This is a genomic window from Clostridium sp. (genome assembly GCF_032576335.1).
In the GTDB taxonomy this organism is placed as follows: domain Bacteria; phylum Bacillota; class Clostridia; order Oscillospirales; family Acutalibacteraceae; genus Faecalispora.
Genome location: NZ_JAWFXC010000002.1, coordinates 349,560 through 375,276, shown reverse-complemented (window position 1 = coordinate 375,276; position 25,717 = coordinate 349,560). Strand labels below are relative to the sequence as shown.

The 25,717-nt window shown below is 43.5% G+C and carries 27 protein-coding genes; 26 read left to right on the top strand and 1 reads right to left on the bottom strand.

Features of this window, described 5'->3' with window-relative positions; genetic code table 11:
- Window positions 1–111: 111 nt before the first annotated feature.
- The 4 genes from E7L17_RS03910 (at window position 112) to E7L17_RS03895 (ending at window position 3,536) form a co-directional block, all read left to right on the top strand.
- Window positions 112–993, top strand: coding sequence for an RluA family pseudouridine synthase (locus tag E7L17_RS03910; RefSeq protein ID WP_316321948.1), 882 nt, complete (start codon window positions 112–114; stop codon window positions 991–993).
- 153 nt (window positions 994–1,146) lie between these two features.
- Window positions 1,147–1,968 carry a transporter substrate-binding domain-containing protein gene (locus E7L17_RS03905; RefSeq protein WP_316321947.1) on the top strand — a complete coding sequence of 274 codons (822 nt, stop codon included), beginning with the start codon at window positions 1,147–1,149 and terminating at the stop codon, window positions 1,966–1,968.
- An 88-nt stretch (window positions 1,969–2,056) separates the two neighbouring features.
- Complete coding sequence (locus tag E7L17_RS03900) at window positions 2,057–2,815, top strand: amino acid ABC transporter permease (protein ID WP_316321946.1); 759 nt, start codon at window positions 2,057–2,059, stop codon at window positions 2,813–2,815.
- Window positions 2,802–3,536, top strand: coding sequence for an amino acid ABC transporter ATP-binding protein (locus E7L17_RS03895; protein ID WP_316321945.1), 735 nt, complete (start codon window positions 2,802–2,804; stop codon window positions 3,534–3,536). Before E7L17_RS03900 ends, E7L17_RS03895 begins: the two co-directional genes overlap by 14 nt.
- A gap of 71 nt (window positions 3,537–3,607) precedes the next feature.
- On the opposite strand, the gene E7L17_RS03890 is transcribed toward E7L17_RS03895, so the two are convergent.
- Window positions 3,608–3,769 (bottom strand): hypothetical protein, encoded by a 162-nt coding sequence (locus E7L17_RS03890; protein ID WP_316321944.1) that lies wholly within the window; start codon window positions 3,767–3,769, stop codon window positions 3,608–3,610.
- A 151-nt stretch (window positions 3,770–3,920) separates the two neighbouring features.
- Here E7L17_RS03890 and E7L17_RS03885 point away from each other — a divergent pair, with 151 nt between their 5' ends.
- The 22 genes from E7L17_RS03885 to hslO all read left to right on the top strand — a co-directional run bounded on the left by E7L17_RS03885 (window position 3,921) and on the right by hslO (window position 25,630).
- Window positions 3,921–4,337, top strand: a complete 417-nt coding sequence (locus E7L17_RS03885; protein ID WP_316321943.1) for a putative ABC transporter permease — start codon at window positions 3,921–3,923, stop codon at window positions 4,335–4,337.
- 100 nt (window positions 4,338–4,437) lie between these two features.
- Window positions 4,438–4,896 (top strand): S-ribosylhomocysteine lyase, encoded by a 459-nt coding sequence (locus E7L17_RS03880; RefSeq protein ID WP_316321942.1) that lies wholly within the window; start codon window positions 4,438–4,440, stop codon window positions 4,894–4,896.
- 152 nt (window positions 4,897–5,048) lie between these two features.
- The gene (locus tag E7L17_RS03875) at window positions 5,049–6,743 is read left to right on the top strand and encodes a M23 family metallopeptidase (RefSeq protein WP_316321941.1); all 1,695 of its coding nucleotides are present in this window, start codon (window positions 5,049–5,051) and stop codon (window positions 6,741–6,743) included.
- Window positions 6,744–7,043: 300 nt separating this feature from the next.
- Window positions 7,044–8,327 carry a UDP-N-acetylglucosamine 1-carboxyvinyltransferase gene (locus tag E7L17_RS03870; protein WP_316321940.1) on the top strand — a complete coding sequence of 428 codons (1,284 nt, stop codon included), beginning with the start codon at window positions 7,044–7,046 and terminating at the stop codon, window positions 8,325–8,327.
- Window positions 8,328–8,410: 83 nt separating this feature from the next.
- On the top strand, window positions 8,411–9,205 hold the full coding sequence (locus tag E7L17_RS03865) for an MBL fold metallo-hydrolase (protein ID WP_316321939.1): 795 nt from the start codon (window positions 8,411–8,413) through the stop codon (window positions 9,203–9,205).
- 21 nt (window positions 9,206–9,226) lie between these two features.
- Window positions 9,227–9,703: a 23S rRNA (pseudouridine(1915)-N(3))-methyltransferase RlmH gene (gene rlmH / locus E7L17_RS03860; protein ID WP_316321938.1), complete on the top strand. Its 477-nt coding sequence runs from the start codon at window positions 9,227–9,229 to the stop codon at window positions 9,701–9,703.
- Between the two features lie 253 nt (window positions 9,704–9,956).
- On the top strand, window positions 9,957–10,301 hold the full coding sequence (gene rplS / locus E7L17_RS03855; RefSeq protein ID WP_316321937.1) for a 50S ribosomal protein L19: 345 nt from the start codon (window positions 9,957–9,959) through the stop codon (window positions 10,299–10,301).
- A gap of 131 nt (window positions 10,302–10,432) precedes the next feature.
- Window positions 10,433–11,062, top strand: a complete 630-nt coding sequence (lepB, locus tag E7L17_RS03850) for a signal peptidase I (RefSeq protein ID WP_316321936.1) — start codon at window positions 10,433–10,435, stop codon at window positions 11,060–11,062.
- Window positions 11,059–11,928, top strand: a complete 870-nt coding sequence (gene ylqF, locus E7L17_RS03845) for a ribosome biogenesis GTPase YlqF (protein WP_316321935.1) — start codon at window positions 11,059–11,061, stop codon at window positions 11,926–11,928. Before lepB ends, ylqF begins: the two co-directional genes overlap by 4 nt.
- The gene (locus E7L17_RS03840; RefSeq protein ID WP_316321934.1) at window positions 11,925–12,542 is read left to right on the top strand and encodes a ribonuclease HII; all 618 of its coding nucleotides are present in this window, start codon (window positions 11,925–11,927) and stop codon (window positions 12,540–12,542) included. Before ylqF ends, E7L17_RS03840 begins: the two co-directional genes overlap by 4 nt.
- Window positions 12,535–12,906 carry a YraN family protein gene (locus E7L17_RS03835; protein ID WP_316321933.1) on the top strand — a complete coding sequence of 124 codons (372 nt, stop codon included), beginning with the start codon at window positions 12,535–12,537 and terminating at the stop codon, window positions 12,904–12,906. Before E7L17_RS03840 ends, E7L17_RS03835 begins: the two co-directional genes overlap by 8 nt.
- Window positions 12,907–13,076: 170 nt before the next feature.
- Window positions 13,077–14,588 (top strand): threonine synthase, encoded by a 1,512-nt coding sequence (gene thrC, locus E7L17_RS03830; protein WP_316321932.1) that lies wholly within the window; start codon window positions 13,077–13,079, stop codon window positions 14,586–14,588.
- 21 nt (window positions 14,589–14,609) lie between these two features.
- Entirely contained in the window at window positions 14,610–15,299 is a 690-nt protein-coding gene (locus E7L17_RS03825) for a metallophosphoesterase (RefSeq protein WP_316321931.1), read from the top strand.
- Window positions 15,300–15,696: 397 nt separating this feature from the next.
- Window positions 15,697–16,989, top strand: coding sequence for a trigger factor (gene tig, locus E7L17_RS03820; RefSeq protein WP_316321930.1), 1,293 nt, complete (start codon window positions 15,697–15,699; stop codon window positions 16,987–16,989).
- A 111-nt stretch (window positions 16,990–17,100) separates the two neighbouring features.
- On the top strand, window positions 17,101–17,682 hold the full coding sequence (clpP, locus tag E7L17_RS03815; protein ID WP_085833351.1) for an ATP-dependent Clp endopeptidase proteolytic subunit ClpP: 582 nt from the start codon (window positions 17,101–17,103) through the stop codon (window positions 17,680–17,682).
- Between the two features lie 27 nt (window positions 17,683–17,709).
- Window positions 17,710–19,023: an ATP-dependent Clp protease ATP-binding subunit ClpX gene (gene clpX / locus E7L17_RS03810; protein ID WP_316321929.1), complete on the top strand. Its 1,314-nt coding sequence runs from the start codon at window positions 17,710–17,712 to the stop codon at window positions 19,021–19,023.
- Between the two features lie 89 nt (window positions 19,024–19,112).
- The gene (gene lon / locus E7L17_RS03805) at window positions 19,113–21,560 is read left to right on the top strand and encodes an endopeptidase La (protein WP_316321928.1); all 2,448 of its coding nucleotides are present in this window, start codon (window positions 19,113–19,115) and stop codon (window positions 21,558–21,560) included.
- A gap of 10 nt (window positions 21,561–21,570) precedes the next feature.
- Window positions 21,571–22,161, top strand: coding sequence for a ribosome biogenesis GTP-binding protein YihA/YsxC (gene yihA, locus E7L17_RS03800; protein ID WP_316321927.1), 591 nt, complete (start codon window positions 21,571–21,573; stop codon window positions 22,159–22,161).
- A gap of 27 nt (window positions 22,162–22,188) precedes the next feature.
- On the top strand, window positions 22,189–23,487 hold the full coding sequence (gene lysA / locus E7L17_RS03795; RefSeq protein ID WP_316321926.1) for a diaminopimelate decarboxylase: 1,299 nt from the start codon (window positions 22,189–22,191) through the stop codon (window positions 23,485–23,487).
- Window positions 23,488–23,656: 169 nt separating this feature from the next.
- The gene (locus E7L17_RS03790; protein WP_316321925.1) at window positions 23,657–23,962 is read left to right on the top strand and encodes a YerC/YecD family TrpR-related protein; all 306 of its coding nucleotides are present in this window, start codon (window positions 23,657–23,659) and stop codon (window positions 23,960–23,962) included.
- Window positions 23,959–24,714 carry a class I SAM-dependent methyltransferase gene (locus E7L17_RS03785; protein WP_316321924.1) on the top strand — a complete coding sequence of 252 codons (756 nt, stop codon included), beginning with the start codon at window positions 23,959–23,961 and terminating at the stop codon, window positions 24,712–24,714. The genes E7L17_RS03790 and E7L17_RS03785 overlap by 4 nt, the downstream gene beginning before the upstream one ends.
- Window positions 24,715–24,730: 16 nt before the next feature.
- Window positions 24,731–25,630, top strand: a complete 900-nt coding sequence (hslO, locus tag E7L17_RS03780; RefSeq protein ID WP_316321923.1) for an Hsp33 family molecular chaperone HslO — start codon at window positions 24,731–24,733, stop codon at window positions 25,628–25,630.
- Window positions 25,631–25,717 lie beyond the last annotated feature (87 nt).

Genomic DNA, 25,717 nt, shown 5'->3' with positions numbered 1-25,717 from the left:
AGTGTCAGACCGTAATATGCCCTTGCAAGGGCGGCCAGTAATGGAGCCTTATAGGCGACTAAGAAAAACCGCCGGCTTAGCCGGCGGATATTTATTAAGGGAGGGAAAAGAGTGCATACGCTAACCTTTATTGTGCCAGAAGAATACGAAGGGTGCCGATTAAAAGGCTTTCTGCGTGGGCACTGCCATGTTTCCGCACGCCTTTTGGTAAAGCTAAAGAGAGTGGAAAATGGTCTTTGTGTAAATGAGGAACATGCTACAGCAATTACCATTTTGCACTCTGGAGATAAAGTGACTCTGCATTTGCCGGAAGATCAAGAAACTCCAATTGCAGAAGAAGTCCCGATCTCAATTCTATATGAAGACGATCATTTGTTGGCGGTAAATAAACCTGCCGGAATGGCAATGTATCCAGTACCGGGGTCAAACTCCGGTACACTTTCAAATGCCGTTGCCTTTCATTGGAGTGAAAAAGGCGAGATTTTGCGATTTCGCCCTGTATATAGACTGGATAAAAATACATCTGGAGTAGTGATTATTGCAAAAAATTCCTATATTGCGGCAGCTTTGTCCCATAATATACAAAAAGAATACATCGCTGTCTGCGAGGGTTTGCTACAAGGGTGTGGAACAGTGAGCACACCAATTACACTTGCACCCGGCAGCAAAATAAAAAGAGCAGTTTCTTCAAGTGGTGAAACTGCGGTAACGCATTGGGAGAGCATCAAAGCGAATAATGAGTTCTCCTTTTTAAAAATACGCATAGAAACCGGCCGAACTCATCAAATTCGGGTCCATTTATCTAGTATTTTTCACCCACTTGCAGGGGATGATTTATACGGAGGGCGTTTGTATAAAATAAAGAGACAAGCACTCCATTGTCATTTAGCTAATTTTATACACCCGGTTACCGGGAAAACAATCTTACTGCAAGCCCCTGTACCGGAGGATTTTGTTCTGCTACTACAAGAGCTGGATGTGCCTATTGCATAAAAAATGATGAATAAATTAAATTATACATTATATATAAATGACAAAAAAATTGTTTATCCATTTCTACACTTGATTTATGTATAATTATGCGATATAATACATTCATAATCATTCTTGTAAACTTATTAAATGAAATAAAAGAGGGATGGAACCATGAAAAAATCAGTTAAGTTTTTAGCGGTCTGTCTTGCAGCCGCATCAATGCTTTCTATGTCCGCATGCGGCGGCGGTGGCAACGGCGGTAACTCGAGCACAGCGAACGGCAGTGCAGATTCTTTAGACACAATTAAGAAAAACGGCTTTATTACAATGTCTACCAATGCAGAGTTTGAGCCCTTTGAGTACAAGGACGGCGATAGCATTGTTGGTATTGATATTGAAATTTCTAAAAAAATTGCCGATAAGCTTGGCGTTAAACTCAATGTAAACGATGTTGCATTTGATTCTTTGATTCCCGAAATTACCTCCGGAAAAGCAGATTTTGTCGCAGCTGGTATGACAGCCGATGATACCAGAAGAAAGAATGTTGATTTCTCTGATAACTATTTCGATGCCAGTCAGGCGGTTATTGTGAAAAAGGGCGGAGATATTAAGCAACCCAAAGATCTTGATGGCAAAAAGGTAGGCGTTCAGACTGGCACAACTGGTGACAAGTACTGCACCAATGAAGATGGCTCCAGCAAAATTAAAGTTGCCTCGGTTGAGCGTTACAACAAGGGAATGGATGCTGTATCGGATTTGATTGCCGGCAGAATTGACGCTGTTGTTATCGACGATTTCCCTGCACAAAAATATGTTTCGAAGAATGCAGATAAAATCGCGAAGCTCGATGACATGCTCACACAGGAGCAGTATGCGATTGCCGTGAAAAAGGGAAATAAAGAGATGGTTGATTTAATTAACAGCACTCTGAAAGAAATGAAAGACAGCGGCGAGCTGCAGAAGATTTTTGATAAATATCTGGCAAAAGAATAATACAGAGAAACGTCTGTTTTATTAAGCTGGGTAGCGGGTTTCCCCGCTGCCCAACTTTGCCTTTTCTTTACTTTTTAAGGAGGTAGCTATGGGAGATTTCATCCTAAATCCACCCTTTTTGTCTGGATTAAATATTGTGCAGACGCTCCAGAATTTGTACTTGTCTGTGGGTCAGCAATTTTACGATGCTTTTATTGAAAAGAACCGGTATAAATACATTGTAACCGGTTTGGGGAACACCCTTCTCATTACCCTTTTTGCGGTGCTGATTGGTATTGTACTTGGTACCTTGGTAGCGCTAATACGTGTATCACATAACAATGATAAAAAAAAGTTTCGCATTTCAAATGCTATCTGCAGCCTTTACCTAACGATAATTCGCGGAACACCAGTTGTAGTTCAGCTTTTAATTACTTATTATATTATTTATCAGTCTGCGGATAAATTGGTGGCGGCTGTAATTGCATTTGGTATTAATTCCGGTGCGTATGTGGCAGAGGTTATACGAAGCGGAATTCAGTCGGTCGACAAAGGGCAAATTGAAGCGGGGCGTTCTCTCGGACTTAATCAACGAACCACCATGATTAAAATTGTCTTTCCGCAAGCACTGAAGAATGTAGCTCCTGCTATTTTCAATGAGTTTATTTCTTTGTTGAAAGAAACCTCCGTTGCTGGTTACATTGGTGTGCAGGACTTAACCAAGGGGGGCGACGTGATTCGTAGTATTACCTACGATGCGTACATGCCTTTGTTAACCGTTGCAGGTGTTTACCTAGTGATTGTTATGATATTGACCAGATTCCTGACTCTGTTGGAAAGGAGGCTGAGTGCAAGTGATATCCGTTAAAAACTTAGAAAAAACCTTTCATAACTCTCGCGGTGATTTGCCGGTTCTAAAGGGAATCACACAAACGATTGAAAAAGGTGAGAAGGTTGTAATCGTAGGCCCTTCCGGCTCGGGAAAAAGTACTTTTTTGCGTTGCCTGAACCTATTAGAAAAGCCTACCTCCGGTGAAATTTGGTTTGAAGAGGAAGAAATTACAAACCCTAAGTGCAATATTAATCTTTTACGCCAGAAGATGGGGATGGTGTTTCAGCATTTTAATTTATTCCCACATTTAACCATTTTGCAAAATATTACGCTTGCGCCGGTTTCGTTAAAACTTAAAACGCAGGATGAAGCAAACGAGATTGCCATACAGCTTTTAGAAAGAGTTGGGCTTGCTGATAAAGCAAATGCATACCCGGCACAGCTCTCCGGCGGACAAAAGCAGCGCATTGCGATTGTACGTTCGCTGGCAATGTCGCCGAGGGTAATGTTGTTTGATGAACCAACTTCAGCACTAGACCCCGAAATGGTCGGTGAGGTTTTGCAGGTTATGAAGCAGCTCGCTGAAGAAGGTATGACGATGATTGTTGTCACACATGAAATGGGCTTTGCCAGAGAAGTGGCTACACGCATTTTATTTATGGACCAAGGTCAGGTTTTGGAAGAAGCGACTCCGCAGGAGTTCTTTACTAACCCCAAACATCCACGTCTGCAAGACTTTTTATCGAAGGTATTATAATTTTGAATATAGAAAGAACCCGGCAGAAGAATCTGCCGGGTTCTTTCTATTATTCTTTTTTGAGACTCAGCTTAAGAATTTGATTGGTCTTCTTTTGCTTGTAAATTACAAGCAATTTTTTTCAAATCCTCTAACGATTGAATCTCCACGCTGGACTGTGTAATGGCTTCCTGAATAAAATGAGGAAGTGAAGCAAAGTAGCTGTTAACCTCGGGGTTGTTTGACTGAAACATCTTTTGTCCTCCATGAATCATTCTGAAAGACCATATTTAGTAAGGTCTCTTCTTTTAGGTAGATTTCCGCATTTTTGCCAGGTTATTCATAATACCACTCCTTTCATATTGTGTTGCCATACGGAATATATCTGCAACAGGAGGGATATGGATGAAAAAATGGGGAAAAGGGTTCTTACTATTTTTGGTTGGTGGATTAATCTATTTTTGGCTTGAGGTGCTCTGGAGAGGGTATTCGCATTGGAGTATGTTTTTGCTCGGTGGGCTATGCTTTGTTTTGTGTGGGTTAATCAATGAGGTAGTTCCTTGGGAGATGCCACTACCTCTGCAAATGCTAATTTCCGCAATAATCATTACGATTTTGGAGTTATTCACGGGCTGTATCGTCAACCTGTGGTTGGGTTGGCAGGTTTGGGATTACTCAAAATTTCATTTTCAGCTTTTGGGGCAGATTAGCCTGAAAAGCAGTATTGTATGGTTCCTGCTTTCTTCCGTGGGAATCATACTAGATGACTGGATTCGTTATTGGTTCTTTGGAGAAGAGCGCCCACAATACCGCTTCATATAAAGGGTACTTGCAAAGGGTATGGGAAAACGGTAAAATAGTAAAACAAGCAAATTACAAACAGTTCTATAAATTAAAAATCTTTTGATTCGAGGGATTTCATATGGATAAAATCGCAAGCTTTCAAATTAATCACGATATTTTAACTCCCGGAATTTATCTTTCAAGAGTAGATGGAGATATTACCACTTACGATATTCGCTTCCGCAAACCAAATGTACCACCGTTTTTATCGAACCCCGCAATGCATACAATTGAGCATTTGTTCGCTACCATGGTTCGTAATTCCGTGTTTCGCGATCAGATTATTTATTTTGGGCCTATGGGCTGCCGTACCGGCTTTTATTTCTTAGTAAGAGATATGAAGCAATCAGATGCCGTTGCTCTTGTACAGGAGATTTTTCAAAAAATCGCAGATTTTACTGGCGAGGTGCCCGGCTGTACCTCCATTGAATGCGGGAACTATTTGGAGCATGATTTAAAGGAGGCAAAAGAGGAAGTTGCAGCCTTTTTACCCGTGATTAAAAATTGGACGGAGCAAAAGTTGGTTTATCCGGTTTAATGGGCCTAGATTCGTTATAATTTGTCAGAAAAATTTACCAAATTGTAAATTCCTTCCAAAAGGTTGCATAATTTTTAATTTTATATTATCATAGTATAAGTTCATTACAAAATTGTAACCAATTTCCTTGTGCGAAAGGAAGGACTGACGGAATGCAACTACTATCCCTTCATCGAGTTTCGATACAGGGGTACGGCGCCGCTGGCTGCCGTATGTTATATATCACCGGAATTCAGTCTGTCCGGATTTTAAAAAGACTGCACAGAAGGTTTGTCCGCTTTGTTACACCTGCGGTAGAATTAGCAGGGATCGTTTATGCAAAAACAATCGGCAAACAACTGAATCGATTAAAAAAAGAAATACACATATTTCAGGATAATTTTCGAAAAGATGGAGAGCATTTAAAAGAGCTTTCGAAAGATTTAACATTACAGGGCGCGATCGGGCGGCTACAGCACGCAGGGCTTCACTTTGTGATACGTAAAAAATTTGTGATGTCTGTACTGAATATTGCCGCACCGATTTGTTCTGTTTTTTTGCTGCTTGCTACCATTAACTATTATAACCAACAAGATTATGGATTGGTGCTCAGCTACGAAGGCAAACAAATTGCGACCATTAAGGACGAGTCTGTTTTCGAAAAAGCAACGGAAATGGTGAACCAGCGTATGGTTTACAATGCCGTTTCTACTGCAAATTTAAAAATAACCCCCACATTTATATTAACAGCGATGGACAGTGGTGGCTTTTATGCTGCCAGTACACTGTGCGACCGCCTAATTCAACAGTCCAATGGAATTATTGAAGAGGGCAGCGGCTTATACGTTGATGGTGAATTGATTGGGGCCGTAAAGAGCAGTGCAGATATGACGTATCTTCTGCAAAACATTCTCAATACTGCGAAATCGGGCGATCAGGCTGCAAAGGTTTCTTTTGCGGAAGACGTTGAGACTATTAATGGGCTATTTCCAACTGCCAGTATTATTACGGCAGAAAATATGTCGCATAAACTCACCGGCTCGCAGCAAACAGCAGCCGTTTATACTGTAAAGCAAGGGGATACCGCAACATCTATTGCTAGGCTGTATAATTTAACATTATCTGAATTAAATCGCTTAAACAATAACCAGATTGGCGATGATCTAAAAATCGGAATGAAGCTCAATGTTCAAACTCCGCAGTCGTTGCTTCATGTAAAAGTAATTAAAAAATTAAGCAGGACAACCTCTTTGCCCTATAAAACCGTTACGGTAAAAGATGATAGCCAATATACAGATTATTCTAAGATTGTAACGCAGGGGCAAGAAGGCGTTCAAGAAGTAACCGAAGAGGTTACTTATATCAATGGTATTGAAACGAGTCGCTCCACACTTACTAAGCGTGTGGTCACTGAGGCGATTGATAAAAAGATTGTAACTGGTACAAAGAAAAGACCGCAGTATAGTGGTTCAGGTGAAAGCAGCGGGTCACTTATGTGGCCGGTGCCGTCCATTCGCAATATCACTAGCTACTTTGCTTACCGTTGGGGAAGAATGCATTCAGGAATCGATATTTCTGGTGGTAATTCTTACGGCAAAACAATTGTGGCGGCGGATGGTGGTGTAGTCACCTATGTAAAGTTTAGTTCAAGTGGTTATGGAAACCATCTGCAAATTAACCATGGCAACGGTATTTCAACACTATATGGCCATACCAGCAAAATTTTGGTTTCCTCTGGGCAAAGAGTTTCTAAGGGCCAACCAATTGCTTTGATTGGCAGCACAGGAGATTCTACCGGTGCGCATTTGCATTTTGAGGTTATCAAAAATGGACAAAAAGTGAATCCTATGCTGTATGTGAGCCGCTAATGTAAAAAAGGCATTTCGCATGAAAACGAAATGCCTTTTTCATTACATGCTTGTAATCGATTAATTTAGGGATTTTATTGACTTTTTTTCCTTGGTGTATTATCATCTTAGAAGTACAAAATAGCTATGCGAGAATCTTTCTAAGGTGAAATTTTTTCAATTTTCTTCGTTTTTTATTTGCCAGAATACCCCATTTTACGTTGACTTTTAAAAAACATTTTTTGTTTTTACAATATTTTAATTATCCTTAAAGTTTCATGACAATACTATTTGTTATTATAATGATTGGAGCGTGCCGCGTTGGATAAATATGTAATAACCGGTGGCAATCGGCTGACTGGTGAAGTAACTATAAGTGGCGCTAAAAATGCTGCTATCGCAATTATTCCGGCTGCTATTATGGCGGATGATGTTTGTAGAATTGAAAATATTCCCAATATAACAGATGTGACTGCAATCACCCGTATTTTGTATGATATGGGTGCTAAAATACGAAAAATCAATTCTTCTACCATTGAGATTGATCCTAGACCCATTCACTCCTGTGTTGCTTCCTATGAGCTTGCAAGGCACATTCGTGGTTCTTATTACCTGTTGGGCGCTTTGCTTGGTCGTTTTCGCCATGCCGTTGTAAGTATGCCCGGCGGCTGCGATTTTGGTGTGCGCCCCATTGATCAACATCTAAAAGGGTTTGCGGCTTTGGGTGCAACGTATACGCTCGAGGGCGGAATGGTTGACGTAACTGCGAAAGAGCTTGTTGGTAACAACATTTACATGGACGTAGTTTCGGTCGGTGCGACGGTGAATATTATGCTGGCGGCCGTACGGGCCAAAGGTACGACTGTAATTGAAAACGCAGCCAAAGAGCCTCATATTGTTGATTTGGCTAACTTTTTAAACTCTATGGGTGCCGACGTGCGTGGAGCAGGTACAGATGTGATTAAAATTTATGGCGTCGAGCATCTCAAAGGGACAACCTATTCCATTATTCCCGATCAAATTGAGGCAGGCACTTATATGGCGGCGGCGGCTGCAACCGGCGGCGATGTTCTCATTAAAAATGTAATTCCCAAGCATTTAGAATCCATTTCTGCCAAATTGGAAGAAATGGGTGTATGTGTGGAAGAATTCGACGATTCCATTCGTATCAGCCGTGACCAACCGTTGAACCGCTGCAATATTAAAACAATGCCTCACCCGGGCTTCCCAACGGATATGCAGCCGCAAATCGCCGTTGTGCTTTCAATTGCGCACGGTACCAGCATTGTAAATGAAAGTGTTTGGGATAACCGCTTCCGCTATGTGGAAGAGCTTAAGCGAATGGGTGCCCAAATTTCAGTTGATGGAAAGCTCGCTGTGATTGAAGGTGTGGAACACCTAAACGCAGCTCCGGTAAGAGCTACCGATTTGCGTGCGGGCGCGGCTATGCTAATTGCCGCCTTGTGTGCACATGGCGTAAGCCAGATTGAAGATATTCAGCATATTGAACGAGGGTACGAAGACGTGGAAGAGAAGCTTTTAGCCCTTGGTGCAGATATTAAGCGTGTTCATGTTCCGGATCCTTCCGTGGCACAGGCCGTTTAATACAATGAAATAAACACGAAGGTTCAGGCTCCGGTATGTTTAGCCGGCCTGAACCATTTTATTGTTCATTAAAGGAGCATGCTATGGCAAGGTTTTGCCCGCTGTTCAGTGGCAGCAGCGGAAATAGTTTTTATGTAGGAAGCCGTGATGCCGGTGTGTTAATCGACATTGGCCGAAGTGCTCGGCAAATTACAAAAATGCTGGAAAGCTGTGAGATTCCCACTTCAGCAATTAAAGGTATTTTTGTAACGCATGAGCATACCGACCATGTGAAAGGGCTTCGTGTGTTTACCGAAAAGAATCAAATACCGGTTTACGCATCCGCCGGAACACTTCAGGCTTTGGAGGACTCTGGCGAAATAACGGCAAAGATGTCTTGCTGTGTGGTTGAAGAGAAAGGAATCGAATGTGCCGAAATGCTCATTCGCCCATTCCCAATTTCACACGACTGCGCCGAGGGAACCGGGTACCGTGTTCAAACCGCTGACGATAGAATGTTTACCCTTGCAACCGATTTAGGGTACATATCCGACGAAGTATGTCGGGAATTAGAAACCAGTAATCTGGTAGTGCTGGAATCAAACCACGATGTAGGAATGCTGCAAAACGGTCCCTATCCTTACTATTTAAAGCGTCGTATTCTCTCTGATGTAGGCCATCTTTCAAATGAGGTTTGCTCTCAAATTCTTCCTCATTTAGCGGGCATGGGTACCACGCGCTTTGTGCTGGCTCATTTGAGTGCAGAAAACAACACGCCGGACATTGCTTACCAAAGCGCTTTGTGCGCGTTAAAGATGGCTGGTTTGGAGGAACAGGTCGATTTTGAATTGATGGTTGCATCTAGAGAAAACCATACAGGAAAGGTCATTTTGTTCTAGTCTTTTATTTCAGGAGATTCTATGGTAACCATTCAAATATTGTGCGTGGGCAGGCTAAAAGAAAAATATTTACAGTCCGCTTGTGAAGAATACGCAAAACGCTTGGGTGCATTTTGCCGTTTTACCATTACGGAAATTGCGGAGGAACGTTTGCCCGATTCTCCGTCGGAAGCACTGATTCAGGCGGCATTAAAAAAAGAGGGAGAACACCTACTTTCTTTGGCGCAAGGGGCGATTATCTCTTTGTGCATTGAGGGCAAGCTTCTTTCATCGCCTAAGCTAGCTGCAGAATTGGAGCGTCGAGCCGTAGCGGGAACCAGCGCATTTACTTTTATCATCGGTAGCTCGTGCGGGCTTTCCGATGATGTAAAAGAAAAAAGTGCGCTTCGCCTTTCCATGTCCCCAATGACCTTCCCGCACCAATTGGCTCGAGTAATGCTTTGCGAACAAATTTACCGTGCTTTTCAAATTAATAATAACGGTAAATATCATAAGTAATCCAAACCAATTATTCAAAAAAGTAAGATGAAAAATAGGGAAGAATAGCTATTTTGCTCTAACCGAAAGTGACTTCCTTTTAATTTAGATTATTTAAAAATATTATTGCAGTTTTTAGCTGGATATGGTATGATATATGGGCATTTGGATACCGTTGGCCTTTCCGGCGGGGTTCAATGCCCGGGAAACCGTGACATTGAAGCGGACAGTCCTCTGCATAGCATGAATGTCTGATATTTTAGGAGGAAAAAGAATGGATGCTTTAAAATTAATTTCTCAAGAGTCTGCGAAGGCAGAACTGCCGAAGTTTGGAATCGGCGATACCATTAAGGTCAGCGTTAATATCCGTGAAGGTGACAGAGAGAGAATTCAGCTGTTTGAGGGTACTGTTATTGCCCGTAAAGGCAGCGGCATTGCTGAGACCTTTACTGTTAGACGCGTATCCTATGGTGTAGGTGTGGAGAGAGTTTTCCCGATCCATTCCCCCAATGTGAAGGATGTTACCATTGTTCGTAAGGGTCGTGTACGCCGTGCGAAGCTGTACTACCTACGCGATAGAGTTGGTAAGGCTGCAAAGGTTAAAGAGCAGATTCGCTAATAGCGAAAATGGCTCCCATTATATTTGGACTTTGAAAAGCGTGTGGAAAGAACTCCACATTGCTTTCCTTAGCAAAAAAGGGACATTGATTGTCCCTTTTTTGCTATTCACGAAAAGGAGGCGTTCGTCCGTTGCAAGAAGAAGATAACAGCGTTCTTGAGCAGTCAGAGCTGCAACAAGGTGACCCGAACCCGAATGATCCGTCTCCTCACCCCAGTGCCTTTACGGTAAATTGCTTTGAATGGGTGGATTCCCTGGTTATGGCACTGGTTGCTGTGGTGATTCTGTTTACCTTCCTGTTCCGTGTAGTGACGGTGGATGGAACCTCTATGCTGCCGAATCTTTATAGCGGAGACAGAATTGTGGTTTCCAGTTATTTTTACCAGCCAAAACAAGGCGATGTGGTAGTGCTAAAGAGGACAATTGGTTTAACAAAGCCAATTGTAAAGCGTGTTATTGCATTACCGGGACAAACGGTAGACATTGACTATATTTCGGGCAATGTAATTGTTGACGGTAAGGAGATTGACGAGTCTTCGTATATTGAAAGTGGGATTACCCATGAGCCGATGACTTCAGAATCTTTGCTTCAATTCCCACAAACTGTTCCGGCTGGCCATATTTTTGTTCTTGGCGATAACCGAGAGGTTTCAGAAGACAGCCGCTTTGAAGCAGTTGGCATGGTAGATGAACGTTATATTTTGGGGAAAGCGGAAATGATTCTGTTTCCGGTACCCCGGTTTGGAAGGATTGGATCATGAGCGAGCCACAATCAGTTCATTGGTATCCGGGTCATATGACCCGAACAAAACGACAAATTGAAAAGAGCCTTAAACTGGTAGATATTGCAGCGGAGATGATTGACGCCCGCGTTCCAGTGAGTAGCCGGAACCCTGTGCTAGACAGCTTGATTCAAAACAAGCCGCGGGTTATTTTAATGAATAAATCCGATTTAGCGGATCCCGCGCAGACTGAGCGCTGGATCCGCTTCTACCAGTCGCAGGGTATTTCAGCGGTTGCGTTAGACAGTCGTTCCGGCAAGAACTTAAAAGCCTTTTTCCCACTGGTACGTGATGAGCTTTCTGAGCGCATTGCTTCTTGGCGAGCCAAGGGAATGGTTGGGCGCCCCATTCGAGTAATGGTTGTTGGCGTACCGAACGTAGGTAAGTCTTCCTTTATCAATAAGCTGTCCCGTGGGGGAAAAGCCAATGTAGAGGACAGGCCAGGTGTAACCCGTAACAACCAGTGGTTTACACTGGGCGGAGGATTTGAACTTTTAGATACTCCCGGTGTGCTTTGGCCCAAATTCGAGGACCCTCTCGTAGGAGAACGTTTAGCCTTTACTGGCGCAGTAAAGGACGATGTTGTTGACACTGAAAATCTAGCTGCTCGTTTGCTAGAGGTACTATCTGTGTCTTACCCTGCACCGCTAAAAGAGCGCTATAAGCTTCAAGATGTGGACTTTAGCGGAATGAAGGGGTACGAAATCCTCAGCGTGATTGGTAAGAAGCGTGGAATGCTGATTGCCGGTGGAGAGGTCGATTTAGAGCGTGCCGCCATTATGGTTCTGGATGAATTCCGCGGAGCAAAGCTTGGTCGCGTTACTTTGGAGCAGGTGCAAAAATGACGAACTGGTTTTCTTATGAGAATGAGGCGCAGCAAAAAGGGTTTACCGCTGTTTGCGGCATTGACGAAGCCGGCAGAGGACCTTTGGCGGGGCCGGTGTTTGCTGCTGCTGTGATATTACCCAATCATTGTGAAATCGATGGACTCAACGATTCAAAAAAATTGAGCGAAAAAAAGAGGGAGCTGCTGTTTGACCAAATTCAGCAGCAGGCTCTCTCTTTTTCCATCGCCTTTGCAACAGAGCAAGAGATCGACGAAATTAATATTTTACAGGCAACCTTTCTTGCTATGAACCGTGCTTTTTCCGGTTTATCTCTTCCATCAGATTATGCTCTGGTAGACGGTAACCGCGACCCTCGGCTTCCAGTGCCAACCTCTTTGATCATCAAAGGGGATTCTCTAAGTGCAAACATTGCCGCCGCTTCTATTTTGGCAAAGGTTAGCCGAGACCGTGTGATGATGGAACTTGACCAGATTTATCCGGAATATCAATTCAAAAAACACAAAGGTTACGGAACTGCACTACATAGAGAGCTCTTACTCAAACACGGTTATTGCGCGGTTCACCGCAAAAGCTTCTTGAAAAAGATACTGGGAGAGGGTTTGGTTGGATAATCGCTCTGGTAAACTAGGTGAGCAATATGTTGCAGATGAGTTGGTAAAACGAGGCTGCCGAATTCTGTGCCGAAATTATCATTCCCGCTTCGGCGAGATCGATATTGTTGCGCAGGACGGTAGCTTTTTGATATTTGTTGAGGTAAAAACCCGCGGAAGGCGTTGTGTTGGTGTTCCACAAGAAGCGGTATCTGCCTCTAAACAACGAAAAATCATTTCCACAGCATTGCAATTTCTATCGCAGAACGAAACGTATTTGCAGCCCCGGTTTGACGTTGCAGTGGTGCGAACAAAAGGGGAAATCTCCACGTTTTCTTTGGAGTATATTGAAAATGCATTTGAAGCGCAAGGTCGCTTTGCATAATTATCCGAGAAAACACTTGCTTTTCCTCTCTTTTTTGTATGGAAAAGAGATACTTTTCGCTTAAAATAGAATATGTATCTTTTACACATCTCAATTTTTGAATATTCTTTGACACACCGGGCGTTTTATTATAAAATAGGGCAAGGAACGAACGAAAAGGGGGAATCACCTTGCAGTATAAATGCACCAGAAACAAAGCAGAAACACTTTCCGCCGCACAGGCGATTGTTCAGGGAATTTCGGAAAATGGAGGACTGTTTGTTCCAGAGAGCCTTCCGTCCTATTCCGCTGACGATTTAAAGCAGCTTTGCAACAAAAGCTACACAGAGCGTGCCGCACATATCGTTGCCGATTTCCTGCCCGAATTTACAGCAGAAGAAATTCGGGAGTGTGTGGAGAGCGCTTACTCCGAACAAAAATTTCCTGGTGGTGCAGCACCGCTTCACCGTATTGCAGGCAGTAACCAGGCTTTTCTGGAACTGTGGCATGGGCCAACCTGCGCTTTTAAAGATATGGCCTTACAACTATTACCGCATTTGCTCACACGTTCTTTAAAAAAGACAAATTGTGATAAAACAGCGGTTATTCTTGTCGCCACATCCGGCGATACCGGTAAGGCGGCATTGGAAGGCTTCCGAGATGTTCCCGAAACTAAAATTCTGGTTTTTTATCCAGACAAGGGCGTTAGTGCAATGCAGCAACGCCAAATGAATACACAGGAAGGTAAAAATGTTGCTGTTTGCGCAATCGAGGGTAATTTTGATGATGCACAAACCGGCGTAAAACGCATATTTACAAATCCTGATATTCGCAAGGAGCTGGAAGATAATGGGATGCTGTTCTCCAGTGCCAACTCTATAAACTGGGGTCGCCTACTGCCGCAGATTGTTTATTATTTTTCAGCATACTGTGACGCAGTAGAGCAAGGTATGCTAGAACTGGGTCAACCGCTGAATGTTGTTGTTCCTACTGGCAACTTTGGTAATATTTTAGCAGCATATTATGCAAAAAAAATGGGTTTGCCGATTGGGAAGCTTATTTGTGCGTCAAACTCTAATAATGTGCTAACTGAATTTTTGAGCACCGGTGTTTATGATCGCAACCGTAAATTCTATACAACAATGTCTCCGTCTATGGATATTTTGGTATCCAGCAACTTGGAGCGCCTGCTGTTTGATTTAACCGGCTGCAATTCGGACCAGGTTGCAGGCTGGATGAATGAGCTAAACACCGCAGGCCACTATTCGGTTGGTGCTGAGTTGACTACCGTACTCAAAGACCTGTTCTTCCCGGGCTGCTGTGATGACACTCAAACTCAAAAAACAATCCACGAAATGTTCCAGAGTAAGAATTATCTTTGCGATCCCCACACCGCAGTTGCATTCGATGTATATGAGCAATATGTAAAAGCAACCGGGGACAAGTCTACTCCCACAGTAATTGTTTCCACCGCAAGCCCCTATAAGTTTGCAGATAGTGTGCTGGAAGCAGTGGCACCGGGCCAAAAGCAGGAAGAAGATGATTTTGCAAAGGTTCAGCAACTTTCGTCCCTTACCAGCACAGCTGCGCCAGCGCCGATTGCTCAGCTTCAAGAAAAAGCAATTCGTTTCAAGAATTGCTGCGAGGTTGCACAAATGCCCCAGGTCGTTCTGCGAATGGCTGGGTTAGAGCCAGAGGCCTAAAGAATAGAAACGAGGTAGCACATGGCATTGTATACGATTGCCGACCTGCACCTTTCTCTTGGAACCAATAAGCCGATGGATGTTTTTGAGGGCTGGCATAATTATGTTGAGAGGCTGGAGGAAAACTGGCGAAGCATTGTGAAACCGGAAGATACGGTGGTTATCGCAGGCGATATTTCTTGGGCGATGAAGCTGGAAGAAACGGAAAAGGATTTTGCCTTTTTACACTCTTTGCCGGGGACAAAGCTGCTTCTAAAGGGCAATCATGATTATTGGTGGAGCACGAGAAACAAAATTGATACCTATTTAGCTGAAAAAGGCTTCTATTCGCTACACATCATCCATAATGATTCTTATGCGGTTGGTGAATATGGAGTTTGTGGTACGCGAGGCTGGCTTTATAATGCGGCAACTGATGAAGATATTAAAATCGTAAATCGAGAAGCAGGAAGGTTAATCACATCAATTAACCACGCTGTGGCACGAGGGCTTACCCCAATTGTTTTTTTGCATTACCCTCCAGTCTATGATGGAATGGTTTGTAAAGAAATATTGCAGATTCTATTAGACCGCGGAATCTCAAAGTGCTATTTTGGCCATATTCACGGTACGCAAGCATCCCGCAGGGCGGTAACAGGCGAGTATCAAGGAATTGAGCTCCACCTTATTTCCTGTGATTACCTGCATTTTACGCCGCTTTTTGTATGTTAAATAAATTATGAACATTTCCGTGAAAATATGGAATATTTGCACCTGATATGCTATAATAACCTCACGCCACATACCAAAGCGGAGCTTTGGGTGGCTGAAAGAGCATTGAAGCGCCAGCCTAATGATTTCGGACTATTTGAGATATTTGTATGAAGTATCTTGAAGTTTGCGCTATAATAACCTCACGCCACATACCAAAGCAGAGCTTTGGGCAGCTGAAAGAGCATTGAAGCGTAATCCTAATGGTTGGTTCTCTGTTCCTTGAGGAGTAATATTTAGAATTTGCAAAGATTACGGTTTACCCTTACGTACCTATTAAACAAAACATTGTAAAATAGCTTCTAAATTTCTTTAATAATAAATAAGATTAATTTGCAATTAGCAGGAGGAAAACAAAATGAGTTTAAAATCGTCCAATCAGGTAGAAACTAACCGTTATCAACTGGAGGTTGAGGTTGATGCGGATACTTTTGAAAAGGCGCTGAATCAGGCTTTTCATAAACAGGGCAAGAAAATCACGATTCCGGGCTTCCGTAAAGGAAAGGCTCCGCGCAAATTTATTGAAAAATTTTATGGAGAGCAGTTCTTCTACGAGGACGCTGTAAACGCTGTTTATCCTGCTGCTTTGGATGCTGCTGTAAAAGCAGCTCAGTTGAGACTAGTTGACGATAAAATCGATTTTGACGTAGTCAGCATCGGCAAAGATGGACTTGTATTTAAGGCAGTTGTTACTACATGGCCGGAGGTTTCCATTAGCGATTATAAGGGACTGGAAGCATCCAAAACTGCGGTTGAAGTAACCGATGAGGATATTAATAACGAAATCCAGAAGGTTCAGGATCGCAATTCCAGAATGATTACCGTAGAAGACCGCCCTGCACAGCTTGGCGATGCAGTCGTAATTGATTTTGAAGGCTTTGTTGACGGTGTTGCATTTGAAGGCGGCAAGGCAGAGAACCATACTCTTGATTTAGGTTCCGGTCAGTTTATCCCCGGCTTTGAAGAGAAAGTAGTTGGCCACACCACCGGAGAAGAGTTCGACATTACTGTTACTTTCCCGGAGGATTACCAGGCATCTACTCTTCAGAACAAAGAGGCAGTATTTAAAATTAAGCTTCATGAAATCAAGCAAAAAGAGCTTCCCGAAGTCGACGATGACTTTGCGAAGGACGTAAGCGAATTCGATACCCTTGAAGCTTATAAAGAGGATATTAAAAAGAATCTGCTTGATTCCCGTGAGAAGGCTGCACAGGATGAGGTTGAAGCTCAACTGATTGATCAGCTAGTTGAAAAGCTAGAGGGTGAAATTCCGGAGGCCATGTTCCAGAATAAAATTAACGACGATCTTCGTGATTTTGCATATCGCTTGCAGTCTCAGGGTCTGGACTTTAACACCTACCTGAAATATACCGGTATGGATCAAAACTCCATCCGTGATCACTTCAAGCCCCAGGCTGAGAAGCAGGTTAAGGTTCGTTTGGCTCTTGAGAAGATTGCAGAGCTAGAAAATATTAAAGCAACCGCAGAAGAGATTGAAGCTGAATTTGAGAAGCTTTCCAAAACCTACAGCATGGAAGTTGACAAGGTAAAAGGCTTTATTCCGGAAGCAGATTTGGCTCAGGATTTAGCAGTTGAAAAAGCAGTTAACATTGTTCGTGATAATGCGAAAATTACTGATAAAAAAGACTAATTGCATTCCCTTTTAAAGCGTTAAAGATGCTAATTTTATCCGCCGCCGATTGCCGTGCGAATCGGCGGCGAAAACACAATAAAAACCCGCATGTGAAGAAAGGTGGTTAAGATGAGTTTAGTCCCATATGTTATTGAACAAACAAATCGTGGAGAGCGCTCGTACGACATTTTTTCCCGCTTGTTAAATGATAGAATTATTATGTTGAACGAAGAGGTTAACAACACTTCGGCAAGCCTTATTGTTGCGCAGCTCCTGTATTTAGAAGGCCAAGATCCCTCAAAGGATATTAGCCTTTATATCAACAGCCCCGGCGGTGTTGTAACAGCTGGTCTGGCAATTTATGATACGATGCAGTATATTAAGTGCGATGTTTCTACTATTTGCATGGGCATGGCTGCTTCTATGGGCTCATTCTTGCTGGCTGCCGGTACGAAGGGTAAACGTTTCGCATTGCCCAACAGCGAAATTATGATTCACCAGCCCAGCGGCGGTGCGCAGGGTCAAGCAACAGACATTATGATTCATGCGGATCATATTATTGCCACAAAAAAGAAGCTAAACGAAATTTTAGCTGAGAAAACGGGGCAACCTATAGAGACCATCATTAAAGATACCGAGCGTGATAATTTTATGACTGCGGAACAAGCCGCAGCGTACGGACTGATAGATAAAGTAATCTCTACGAGATAACTTCTATGTGAAGCAGGTGATAAGAGAATGCCGAACAACGACGATACCAAGGAGAGAGAACTGTGCTGCTCCTTTTGTGGCAAACCACAAAGTCAGGCTCGCCGCTTGATTGCTGGCCCGGGCGTTTATATTTGTGATGAATGCGTTCAGCTTTGTAATTCTATTTTGGAAGATGAATCACATTTATCGAACCGAAAAAAGACCTACACGGGTGATACTGGCACAATCCTGCTTAAACCGCAGGAGATTAAAAAGAAGCTAGATGAATATGTAATTGGTCAGGATAGAGCAAAAATAGCTCTATCCGTAGCCGTTTACAATCATTATAAGCGAGTTTATTATGGCGGCGAAGACGTAGAGATAAGCAAAAGCAACGTACTTTTGCTGGGGCCAACTGGTGTAGGAAAAACACTGCTCGCACAAACGCTTGCAAAGCTCCTCGATGTTCCGTTTGCAATTGCAGATGCTACAACCTTAACTGAGGCAGGCTATGTAGGTGAGGATGTGGAGAATATCCTGCTTCGCTTAATTCAAGCAGCTGATTTTGATATTGAACGTGCAGAAAACGGGATTATCTATATCGATGAAATCGATAAGATTGCAAGAAAATCCGAGAATCCTTCCATCACTCGAGATGTAAGTGGCGAAGGCGTTCAGCAGGCGTTGCTTAAAATTTTGGAAGGCTCTGTTTGCAATGTGCCGCCTCAGGGCGGCCGTAAGCACCCTCAGCAAGAGTTCCTTCAAATTGATACTTCCAACATCCTGTTTATTTGCGGTGGCGCATTTGATGGATTGGAAAAAATCATTGAAAAAAGGACAGCCTCCTCTTCAATGGGTTTTGGTGCACAAATTCAAACCAAAAAAGAGCTGGATACTACTGCGTGGATGTCTGAGGTAATTCCTCATGATTTGGTCAAATACGGTCTTATTCCAGAGCTTGTTGGTCGTTTACCGGTTATTACCGCTCTAAATGGCCTTGATGAAGAAGCTTTGGTTAGAATTCTAACCGAGCCGAAAAATTCTCTGGTAAAACAGTATAAGCACCTTTTCCAACTCGATAAGGTGGATCTTGAGTTTTTACCGGATGCGCTACGTGAGATTGCCAAAAAAACAATTGAACGCCAAACCGGTGCTCGCGGTCTTCGCTCTATTATGGAAGAAATCCTCACTCCGTTAATGTATGACGTTCCTACGGAATACACGGTAGAAAAAGTGACGATTACACCAGAAGCTGTACAAAAAGGTGCGGAGCCAGAGCTGAATTATAATGAAAACCGGAAGCCGGTTAAAATTAAAATTTCAAATCCACAAAAACGCGGGCGCAAGGATACCGCGTCTTAATTCACAGCATAGCTGTTGCTGACAAGGAACAGAATTCATCCTTGTTAGCAACAGCTATTTTCTTCACTGAATAAATACAGGAGTGAAATATGAGCAAAAAAATCGAGCGACAAACAGAACTACAAACCTTGCCAGTTTTGGCATTGCGCGGGCTGGTTTTGTTTCCCGGTATGATTCTGCAGTTTGACGCAGGAAGAAAAAAATCGATTTTAGCTTTGCATGAGGCTATGGAGCAAAACCAAACGATTTTTCTGGTGGCTCAAAGAGACTTGGAGGATAACGACCCCAATTCGGAACAAATGTACCAGGTTGGCGTCATTGCGAAAATAAAGCAAATTCTTCATCACACAGAAGATGGAGTTCGATTATTGGCGGAAGGAGTCTGCCGTGCGCGCATAGATGAGGTGGTAAGCGAAACCCCTTTTTTAACTGTGAAAGTTGCACCACTTCAAACCACGCCTACTCGAGTTACAAATAAAACAGAGGCTCTCGTTCGCTATACACAAACTCTGTTTGAAAAATACCTGCAGAATTACAAGCGTATTTCACCAGACATTGTAATCGGTGTTGTAAAAAATAAAAGCTGTGGTCCTTTGGCTGATTACATCGCCTCCAATCTGATGCTCGATTTTGAGCAAAAGCAGGTGATTTTAGAAGAACTGCACCCGGTTCGCCGACTCGAAAAACTGGTAGACATTCTTGAGCATGAAGTTCAAGTACTTGAGATTGAGAATGAAATCACAGAAAAAGCACGGGAGCAGATGAACCAAAACCAACGCGATTATTTTCTTCGTGAACAGGTGAAAGCTATTAATTTTGAACTGGGGGAGGAAGATAACCCTCAGGAAGAATCGGAAGAATTGCGTGAACGCATTTTAAAGCTTGAAATGCCAGAAAAACAGCGTGAAAAGCTGCTAAAAGAATGTGATCGTTTTGGGAAAATGCCATTTGGTTCTCACGAAGCAAATGTGATTCGCAATTATTTGGATATTTGCATTGAATTGCCTTGGAACACTTTTTCAAAAGAAACCATAGACCTGAACAAAGCTCAGCGTGTTTTAGATAGGGATCACTATGGACTCAAAAAAGTAAAAGAGCGTATTATAGAAACACTGGCTGTAAGAAAGCTCGCTCCAGACATAAATGGGCAAATTGTTTGCCTCGTTGGCCCGCCCGGTGTTGGTAAAACATCAATTGCGCGCTCCATTGCAAAGGCAATTGGCCGCAAATATGTTCGCGTATCCTTAGGCGGCGTCCACGATGAATCCGACATTATGGGGCACCGCCGCACTTATATTGGCTCTATGCCTGGGCGTATTATGAACGCTGTTAAGCAGTCAGGAGTGAGCAATCCGCTCATTCTGCTCGATGAAATTGATAAGTTGAGTAGTAGTTTCCGGGGTGACCCAGCCGCCGCATTGCTTGAGGTTTTGGATTCTGAGCAGAATTCCGCGTTTTACGACCACTACATCGACATGCCCTTTGATTTAAGTAAGGTGTTGTTCTTAACAACAGCAAATGATGCGAGCTCCATTCCAGGTCCTCTTTTCGACCGTATGGATGTGATCTTTCTCTCGAGCTATACACATGAGGAGAAATACCAGATCGCAAAAAAATATCTGATTCCAAAGCAGATAAAAAAACACGGCATCAGCGCGCAAACCTTACAGATTACACCTGCTGCCATTCGTGATTTAATCGACAGCTATACTCGTGAAGCGGGTGTGCGTAATATGGAGCGTTCCATTGCAGCCATTTGCAGAAAAAGTGCAAAACGCATTGTAGCGGAGGAAAATTTAAAGTTTTCTATAAAGCCCGCAGATTTAGAGAGCCTGCTTGGCCCCAGACGTTTTAAGCCGGAAGGCCGCAATAAAACGGATGAAGTTGGCCTTGTAAACGGATTGGCTTGGACTAGCGTAGGCGGACAAACGATGCCAATTGAAGTAGCTGTTATGGAAGGAAACGGTAAGCTTCAGCTTACTGGTTCTCTCGGTAACGTGATGAAAGAATCTGCCCAAACAGCAATTAGCTGCATTCGCTCAAAAGCATCACAGCTTGGGATTGACGGGCAGTTTTATAACAAGAAAGACATCCACATTCATGTGCCGGAGGGAGCAATCCCAAAAGATGGCCCCTCTGCCGGTATTGCAATGGCTACTGCTATTACGTCGGCACTTTCTCAAATTCCCATCCGCCATGATGTTGCAATGACCGGTGAGATAACCCTGCGGGGTAGGGTTCTGCCCATTGGTGGCCTGAAAGAAAAATCGATGGCTGCTTATCGAAACGGCATTCGCACGGTAATTATTCCGGAGGATAATTTCTCCGATATTTCGGAATTTGATGATGTGGTAAAAGAAAACATTCATTTTGTTCCAGTAAAGAAAATTGATGAGGTGCTCGGCTTAGCGCTTACGCGCAAGCCCCGCCCGCTGCCACAAACAAAAGCTGCGGCTCCGGCTGTGGAATCTGCTAATATTGTAGAGCCCACTTCGCAGAGTCAGCCGCCAGTAGTGCGGGAGCAGCCTCAATGCTAGAGGTGTAAAATTGAGATTTGATAATGCCGCATTTGAATTTGCCGCCGGACGGGTGGATCAGCTTCCGCCCGACGACTTGCCGGAGATTGTGTTTTCTGGGCGTTCTAACGTTGGAAAATCTTCTTTAATCAACAAACTGGTCAACCGTAAGGCGTTAGCACGAGTGAGTGCTACCCCAGGAAAAACGGGAACCATCAATTTTTATCGGCTTTCAAACTGCCGGCTCGTAGATTTACCGGGTTACGGTTACGCGAAGGTATCGCAGTCTGAAAAGCTACGGTGGGCAAATTTAGTAGAGGGCTATTTTTCTGCTGGACGCCAAATAGGGCTAGTGGTTCAAATTGTGGATATGCGCCACAAGCCAACTGCAGATGATATGCACATGATCGATTTTTTGAGTACCGGTGATTTTCCCTTTATTGTAGTTATGACAAAGTGCGATAAGCTCAATAAAGGGGAAAGGGCCGCTCAAATACAGCTTTATGATGAATTGTTCCAAAATCAGGAACACGTTCGGCGTTTACCTTTTTCTTCTTCCAACGGTGAAGGGCTAGACACGCTGAAAGAATGGATTGCGGCGGCTAGCGCCGTAGAAGAGTAAGATATTCCGAAGGGGGAAATTCGACCAATGTACGATACTGAACACTTACAAATCAATTCACAGGGGCACCTCACCATTGGTGGCTGCGATACGCTTCAGCTTGCTGAGCAGTTTGGTACGCCGCTTTATGTAATGGATGAAAATCAAATTCGCCGTAATTGCCGCAGCTACCAAAGCTCTTTTGAAAAGCACTACAAAGGCAAAGGTATGACTGTTTATGCGAGCAAGGCATTTAACTGCAAAGCAATTTGCCGCATTATTGAGGAAGAAGGCCTAGGGCTAGACGTTTCCTCCGGCGGTGAGCTTTACACTGCGATTCAGGCAGGTTTCCCGGCACAACGCATTCATTTTCATGGCAACAACAAAACGGAGCAAGAAATTCGATTGGCATTGGAATATGAAATTGGCCATTTTATTGCAGATAATCTGACCGAGCTGCAAACTATTGACCGCCTTGCTAGTGAAGCTGGAAAGGTAGCGCATGTATCTCTGCGCATTAAGCCAGGTATTGACGCGCATACCCATAGCTTTATTCAGACAGGACAAATCGATTCCAAATTCGGTTTTGCACTTGAAACCGGCGAAGCAATGGAAGCCGTTAAGTTTGCCCAGAAATACAAAAACATTGATCTCAAAGGTGTTCATTGCCACATTGGCTCACAAATATTTGAAAGCTCTCCCTTTGTGCTTGCAGCTGAAGTAATGCTTCAGTTTATTGCAGATATTAAGAAAGAAACCGGCATCGAGATTGAAGAACTAAATCTTGGTGGAGGCTTTGGAATCCATTATTCTGAAGAGGATGCCCCTCTGCCGTATGACCAGTACATGGAGTTGGTTTCATCCGCAGTATTCCAAAAGTGCGATGAGCTTGGCCTGAAGGTACCCTTTATTTTTATTGAGCCAGGCCGTTCTATGGTAGGAGAAACAGGAATTACCTTGTACCAAGTTGGCGGTATTAAAAAAATACCGGATGTTCGTACTTATGTATCCATAAACGGTGGCATGACGGACAACCCCCGTTATATTCTGTACCAGGCAAAGTATACTGCCATCATTGCCAATAAGGCAAACAAACCGGCAGAAACCAAAGTTACCATAGCAGGCAAATGCTGCGAAAGCGGCGATTTGATTCAGGAAAACACCTTGATTCAAAAGCCTGAGGTGGGCGATATTTTGGCCGTACTTTCTACTGGCGCATACAACTATTCTATGGCATCAAACTATAACCGCAATCCCCGCCCAGCTGTTGTAATGGTAAAAGACGGAGAACCGCGTGTTGTAGTTCGGCGCGAGTCATACGAAGATTTGATTCGTAACGATCTGTAAATCTTGTAAATCATCGCCCTGCCTTTACCGGCACAGGGGTTGTTGTTATGCCGTTATCGCTTTCACACTTTAACGCTTTCAACTAGCCGTGCCGGTTTGGCAGATGGCGTTTGAGGGCTTTTAGAGTACGCATACCCGGCTTTAGTATGAAAAAGAAGGATGGAGTATTATGAATTCTAAAATCAAAGACAAAAGCGTAGATCTGCTCTTTCAAGCCGTGTTATCGCTCAAGAACATTGAAGAATGCTACGATTTTTTTGAAGACCTTTGCACAGTACCTGAAATTAAAGCAATGTCACAACGCCTTACTGTTGCACATATGCTGCGCAGCAAGTGTGTTTACAGTGATATTGTTGCAAAAACCGGTGCGTCTACTGCGACCATCAGCCGTGTGAATCGCTCCTTGAATTATGGGTGCGACGGATACGAGACTGTATTTAAGCGTTTGGAAGAGGACGGGAACACGGAACTATGAGCTCTTATACCACCTTTGCGCAGTATTACGATGAGCTAACACAAAATGTAAATTATAGTGAGCGGGCAGAATATTTCTGTGGGCTTTTAAAAAGTATGAACTATTCGCCCGGTCTTGTGTTAGACTTAGCTTGCGGCACTGGAAGTTTAACCCTGCAGCTGAAACAGCGTGGGTTCGATGTATACGGTGCGGATGCTTCCTTTGAAATGCTGTCCATTGCGCAGCAGAAAGCTGCCGATGCCGAGCAACAAATCCTTTTTCTATGCCAATCAATGCAGAAGCTGGATTTATACGGTACGGTAGATACTGTGATTTGTGCATTGGACAGCATTAACCATTTAACCTCAGAAAAAGATGTTCTGGCAGCTTTTCGCAGAGTATCTCTTTTCCTAAATCCCGGCGGGTATTTTCTGTTTGACATGAACACACAATATAAGCATAGGGAAGTTCTAGCAGACCATGTTTTTGTATATGATACAGAGCATGTATTTTGTGTATGGCAAAATCAATACGAAGAAAAAACGGATCGTGTGAGCATTGATCTTGATTTCTTTGAAAAAGATGGAGCTGTATACCACAGAAGCTCCGAGCATTTTTATGAAAAAGCGTATTCTACCGATAAAATAGAAGAGCTATTACATACCGTGGGCTTATCGCTCGTGGCTTGCTATGATGACTGCAGCTTTTTGCCGCCAGAGCAAAACAGTGAGCGTGTAGTCGTTGTTGCAAGAAAAGAACCCATTACAGAATGAGAAAAGGAACGATAATATGGATCGAATTATTCGCTGTATTACCACAGATGGCAGCATCATGGCATCTGCAGTTGAAACAACCGATATTGTATACACTGCCCAGCAAATACACCACACCAGTCCTGTTACGACAGCGGCACTGGGGCGTCTTTTGTCAGCAGCCTCTTTAATGGGGAATATGCTTAAGAAGAAAGATGCTGTTATTACTCTCAAAATTAAAGGTAACGGCCCTGCCGGGGCAATTGTAGCAATTGCAGACAGCAACGGTAACTGCCGAGGCTATGTAGAGCACCCCGAAGTAATGGTACCTAACAAGCCGAACGGTAAGCTAGATGTAGGCATGGCTATTGGTTCAGAGGGCCTCCTAAGCGTTATGCGTGATTTAGGCGAGGGAGAGCCCTACATTGGCCAGGTTGAGCTTATAAGCGGCGAGATAGGCGATGATATTAGCCAGTATTTTGCAGTTAGCGAGCAAATCCCCACAGTATGTGCCGTAGGTGTTTTGGTGGACCGAGAAAGCAGCCAGTCTTTGCTCTCCGGCGGAATGCTCATCCAGGTATTACCCGGAGCCGATAGTGCCGCTATAGAGAAGCTGGAGCGCAATGTTGCGGTGCTCGAGCCTGTTACGACCATGCTTGCAAAAGGAATGAGTATGGAAGATATGTGCCGCCAGGCTTTGGATGGCTTTGAAATGGAGATTCTTGACGAATCCCCGGTAAAGTATGTTTGCAATTGCAGTGAAGATAAAGTTACCCGTGCGCTTTCTACATTGCCTCCAGACGATATTCGTACCCTAGCGGATGAGAGCGGAAAGATGGAAGCGAAGTGCCAATACTGCGGTAAATCATACGAGTTTGATCAGCAGCAGCTGGACTCTTTGGCACACTCTTTGGAGAGGAAAAACGAGGAAAAATAACCCTTTAAAAATATCCAAAAGTTTTTTTAAAAAATTTGAAAATACCTGTTGACATCTGGCAGAATATATAGTATTATATAACACGTC

Excerpts from the sequence above, each read along its gene's own strand:
- tig (WP_316321930.1), top strand. The coding sequence starts at position 15,697 with ATGAGTTTAAAATCGTCCAATCAGGTAGAAACTAACCGTTATCAACTG.
- E7L17_RS03875 (WP_316321941.1), top strand. The coding sequence starts at position 5,049 with ATGCAACTACTATCCCTTCATCGAGTTTCGATACAGGGGTACGGCGCC.
- E7L17_RS03885 (WP_316321943.1), top strand. The coding sequence starts at position 3,921 with ATGAAAAAATGGGGAAAAGGGTTCTTACTATTTTTGGTTGGTGGATTA.
- rplS (WP_316321937.1), top strand. The coding sequence starts at position 9,957 with ATGGATGCTTTAAAATTAATTTCTCAAGAGTCTGCGAAGGCAGAACTG.
- E7L17_RS03905 (WP_316321947.1), top strand. The coding sequence starts at position 1,147 with ATGAAAAAATCAGTTAAGTTTTTAGCGGTCTGTCTTGCAGCCGCATCA.
- E7L17_RS03865 (WP_316321939.1), top strand. The coding sequence starts at position 8,411 with ATGGCAAGGTTTTGCCCGCTGTTCAGTGGCAGCAGCGGAAATAGTTTT.
- clpP (WP_085833351.1), top strand. The coding sequence starts at position 17,101 with ATGAGTTTAGTCCCATATGTTATTGAACAAACAAATCGTGGAGAGCGC.
- lon (WP_316321928.1), top strand. The coding sequence starts at position 19,113 with ATGAGCAAAAAAATCGAGCGACAAACAGAACTACAAACCTTGCCAGTT.
- E7L17_RS03785 (WP_316321924.1), top strand. The coding sequence starts at position 23,959 with ATGAGCTCTTATACCACCTTTGCGCAGTATTACGATGAGCTAACACAA.
- E7L17_RS03900 (WP_316321946.1), top strand. The coding sequence starts at position 2,057 with ATGGGAGATTTCATCCTAAATCCACCCTTTTTGTCTGGATTAAATATT.
- E7L17_RS03890 (WP_316321944.1), bottom strand. The coding sequence starts at position 3,769 with ATGTTTCAGTCAAACAACCCCGAGGTTAACAGCTACTTTGCTTCACTT.
- hslO (WP_316321923.1), top strand. The coding sequence starts at position 24,731 with ATGGATCGAATTATTCGCTGTATTACCACAGATGGCAGCATCATGGCA.
- E7L17_RS03790 (WP_316321925.1), top strand. The coding sequence starts at position 23,657 with ATGAATTCTAAAATCAAAGACAAAAGCGTAGATCTGCTCTTTCAAGCC.
- lysA (WP_316321926.1), top strand. The coding sequence starts at position 22,189 with ATGTACGATACTGAACACTTACAAATCAATTCACAGGGGCACCTCACC.
- E7L17_RS03880 (WP_316321942.1), top strand. The coding sequence starts at position 4,438 with ATGGATAAAATCGCAAGCTTTCAAATTAATCACGATATTTTAACTCCC.
- E7L17_RS03840 (WP_316321934.1), top strand. The coding sequence starts at position 11,925 with ATGACGAACTGGTTTTCTTATGAGAATGAGGCGCAGCAAAAAGGGTTT.
- E7L17_RS03825 (WP_316321931.1), top strand. The coding sequence starts at position 14,610 with ATGGCATTGTATACGATTGCCGACCTGCACCTTTCTCTTGGAACCAAT.
- ylqF (WP_316321935.1), top strand. The coding sequence starts at position 11,059 with ATGAGCGAGCCACAATCAGTTCATTGGTATCCGGGTCATATGACCCGA.
- clpX (WP_316321929.1), top strand. The coding sequence starts at position 17,710 with ATGCCGAACAACGACGATACCAAGGAGAGAGAACTGTGCTGCTCCTTT.
- rlmH (WP_316321938.1), top strand. The coding sequence starts at position 9,227 with ATGGTAACCATTCAAATATTGTGCGTGGGCAGGCTAAAAGAAAAATAT.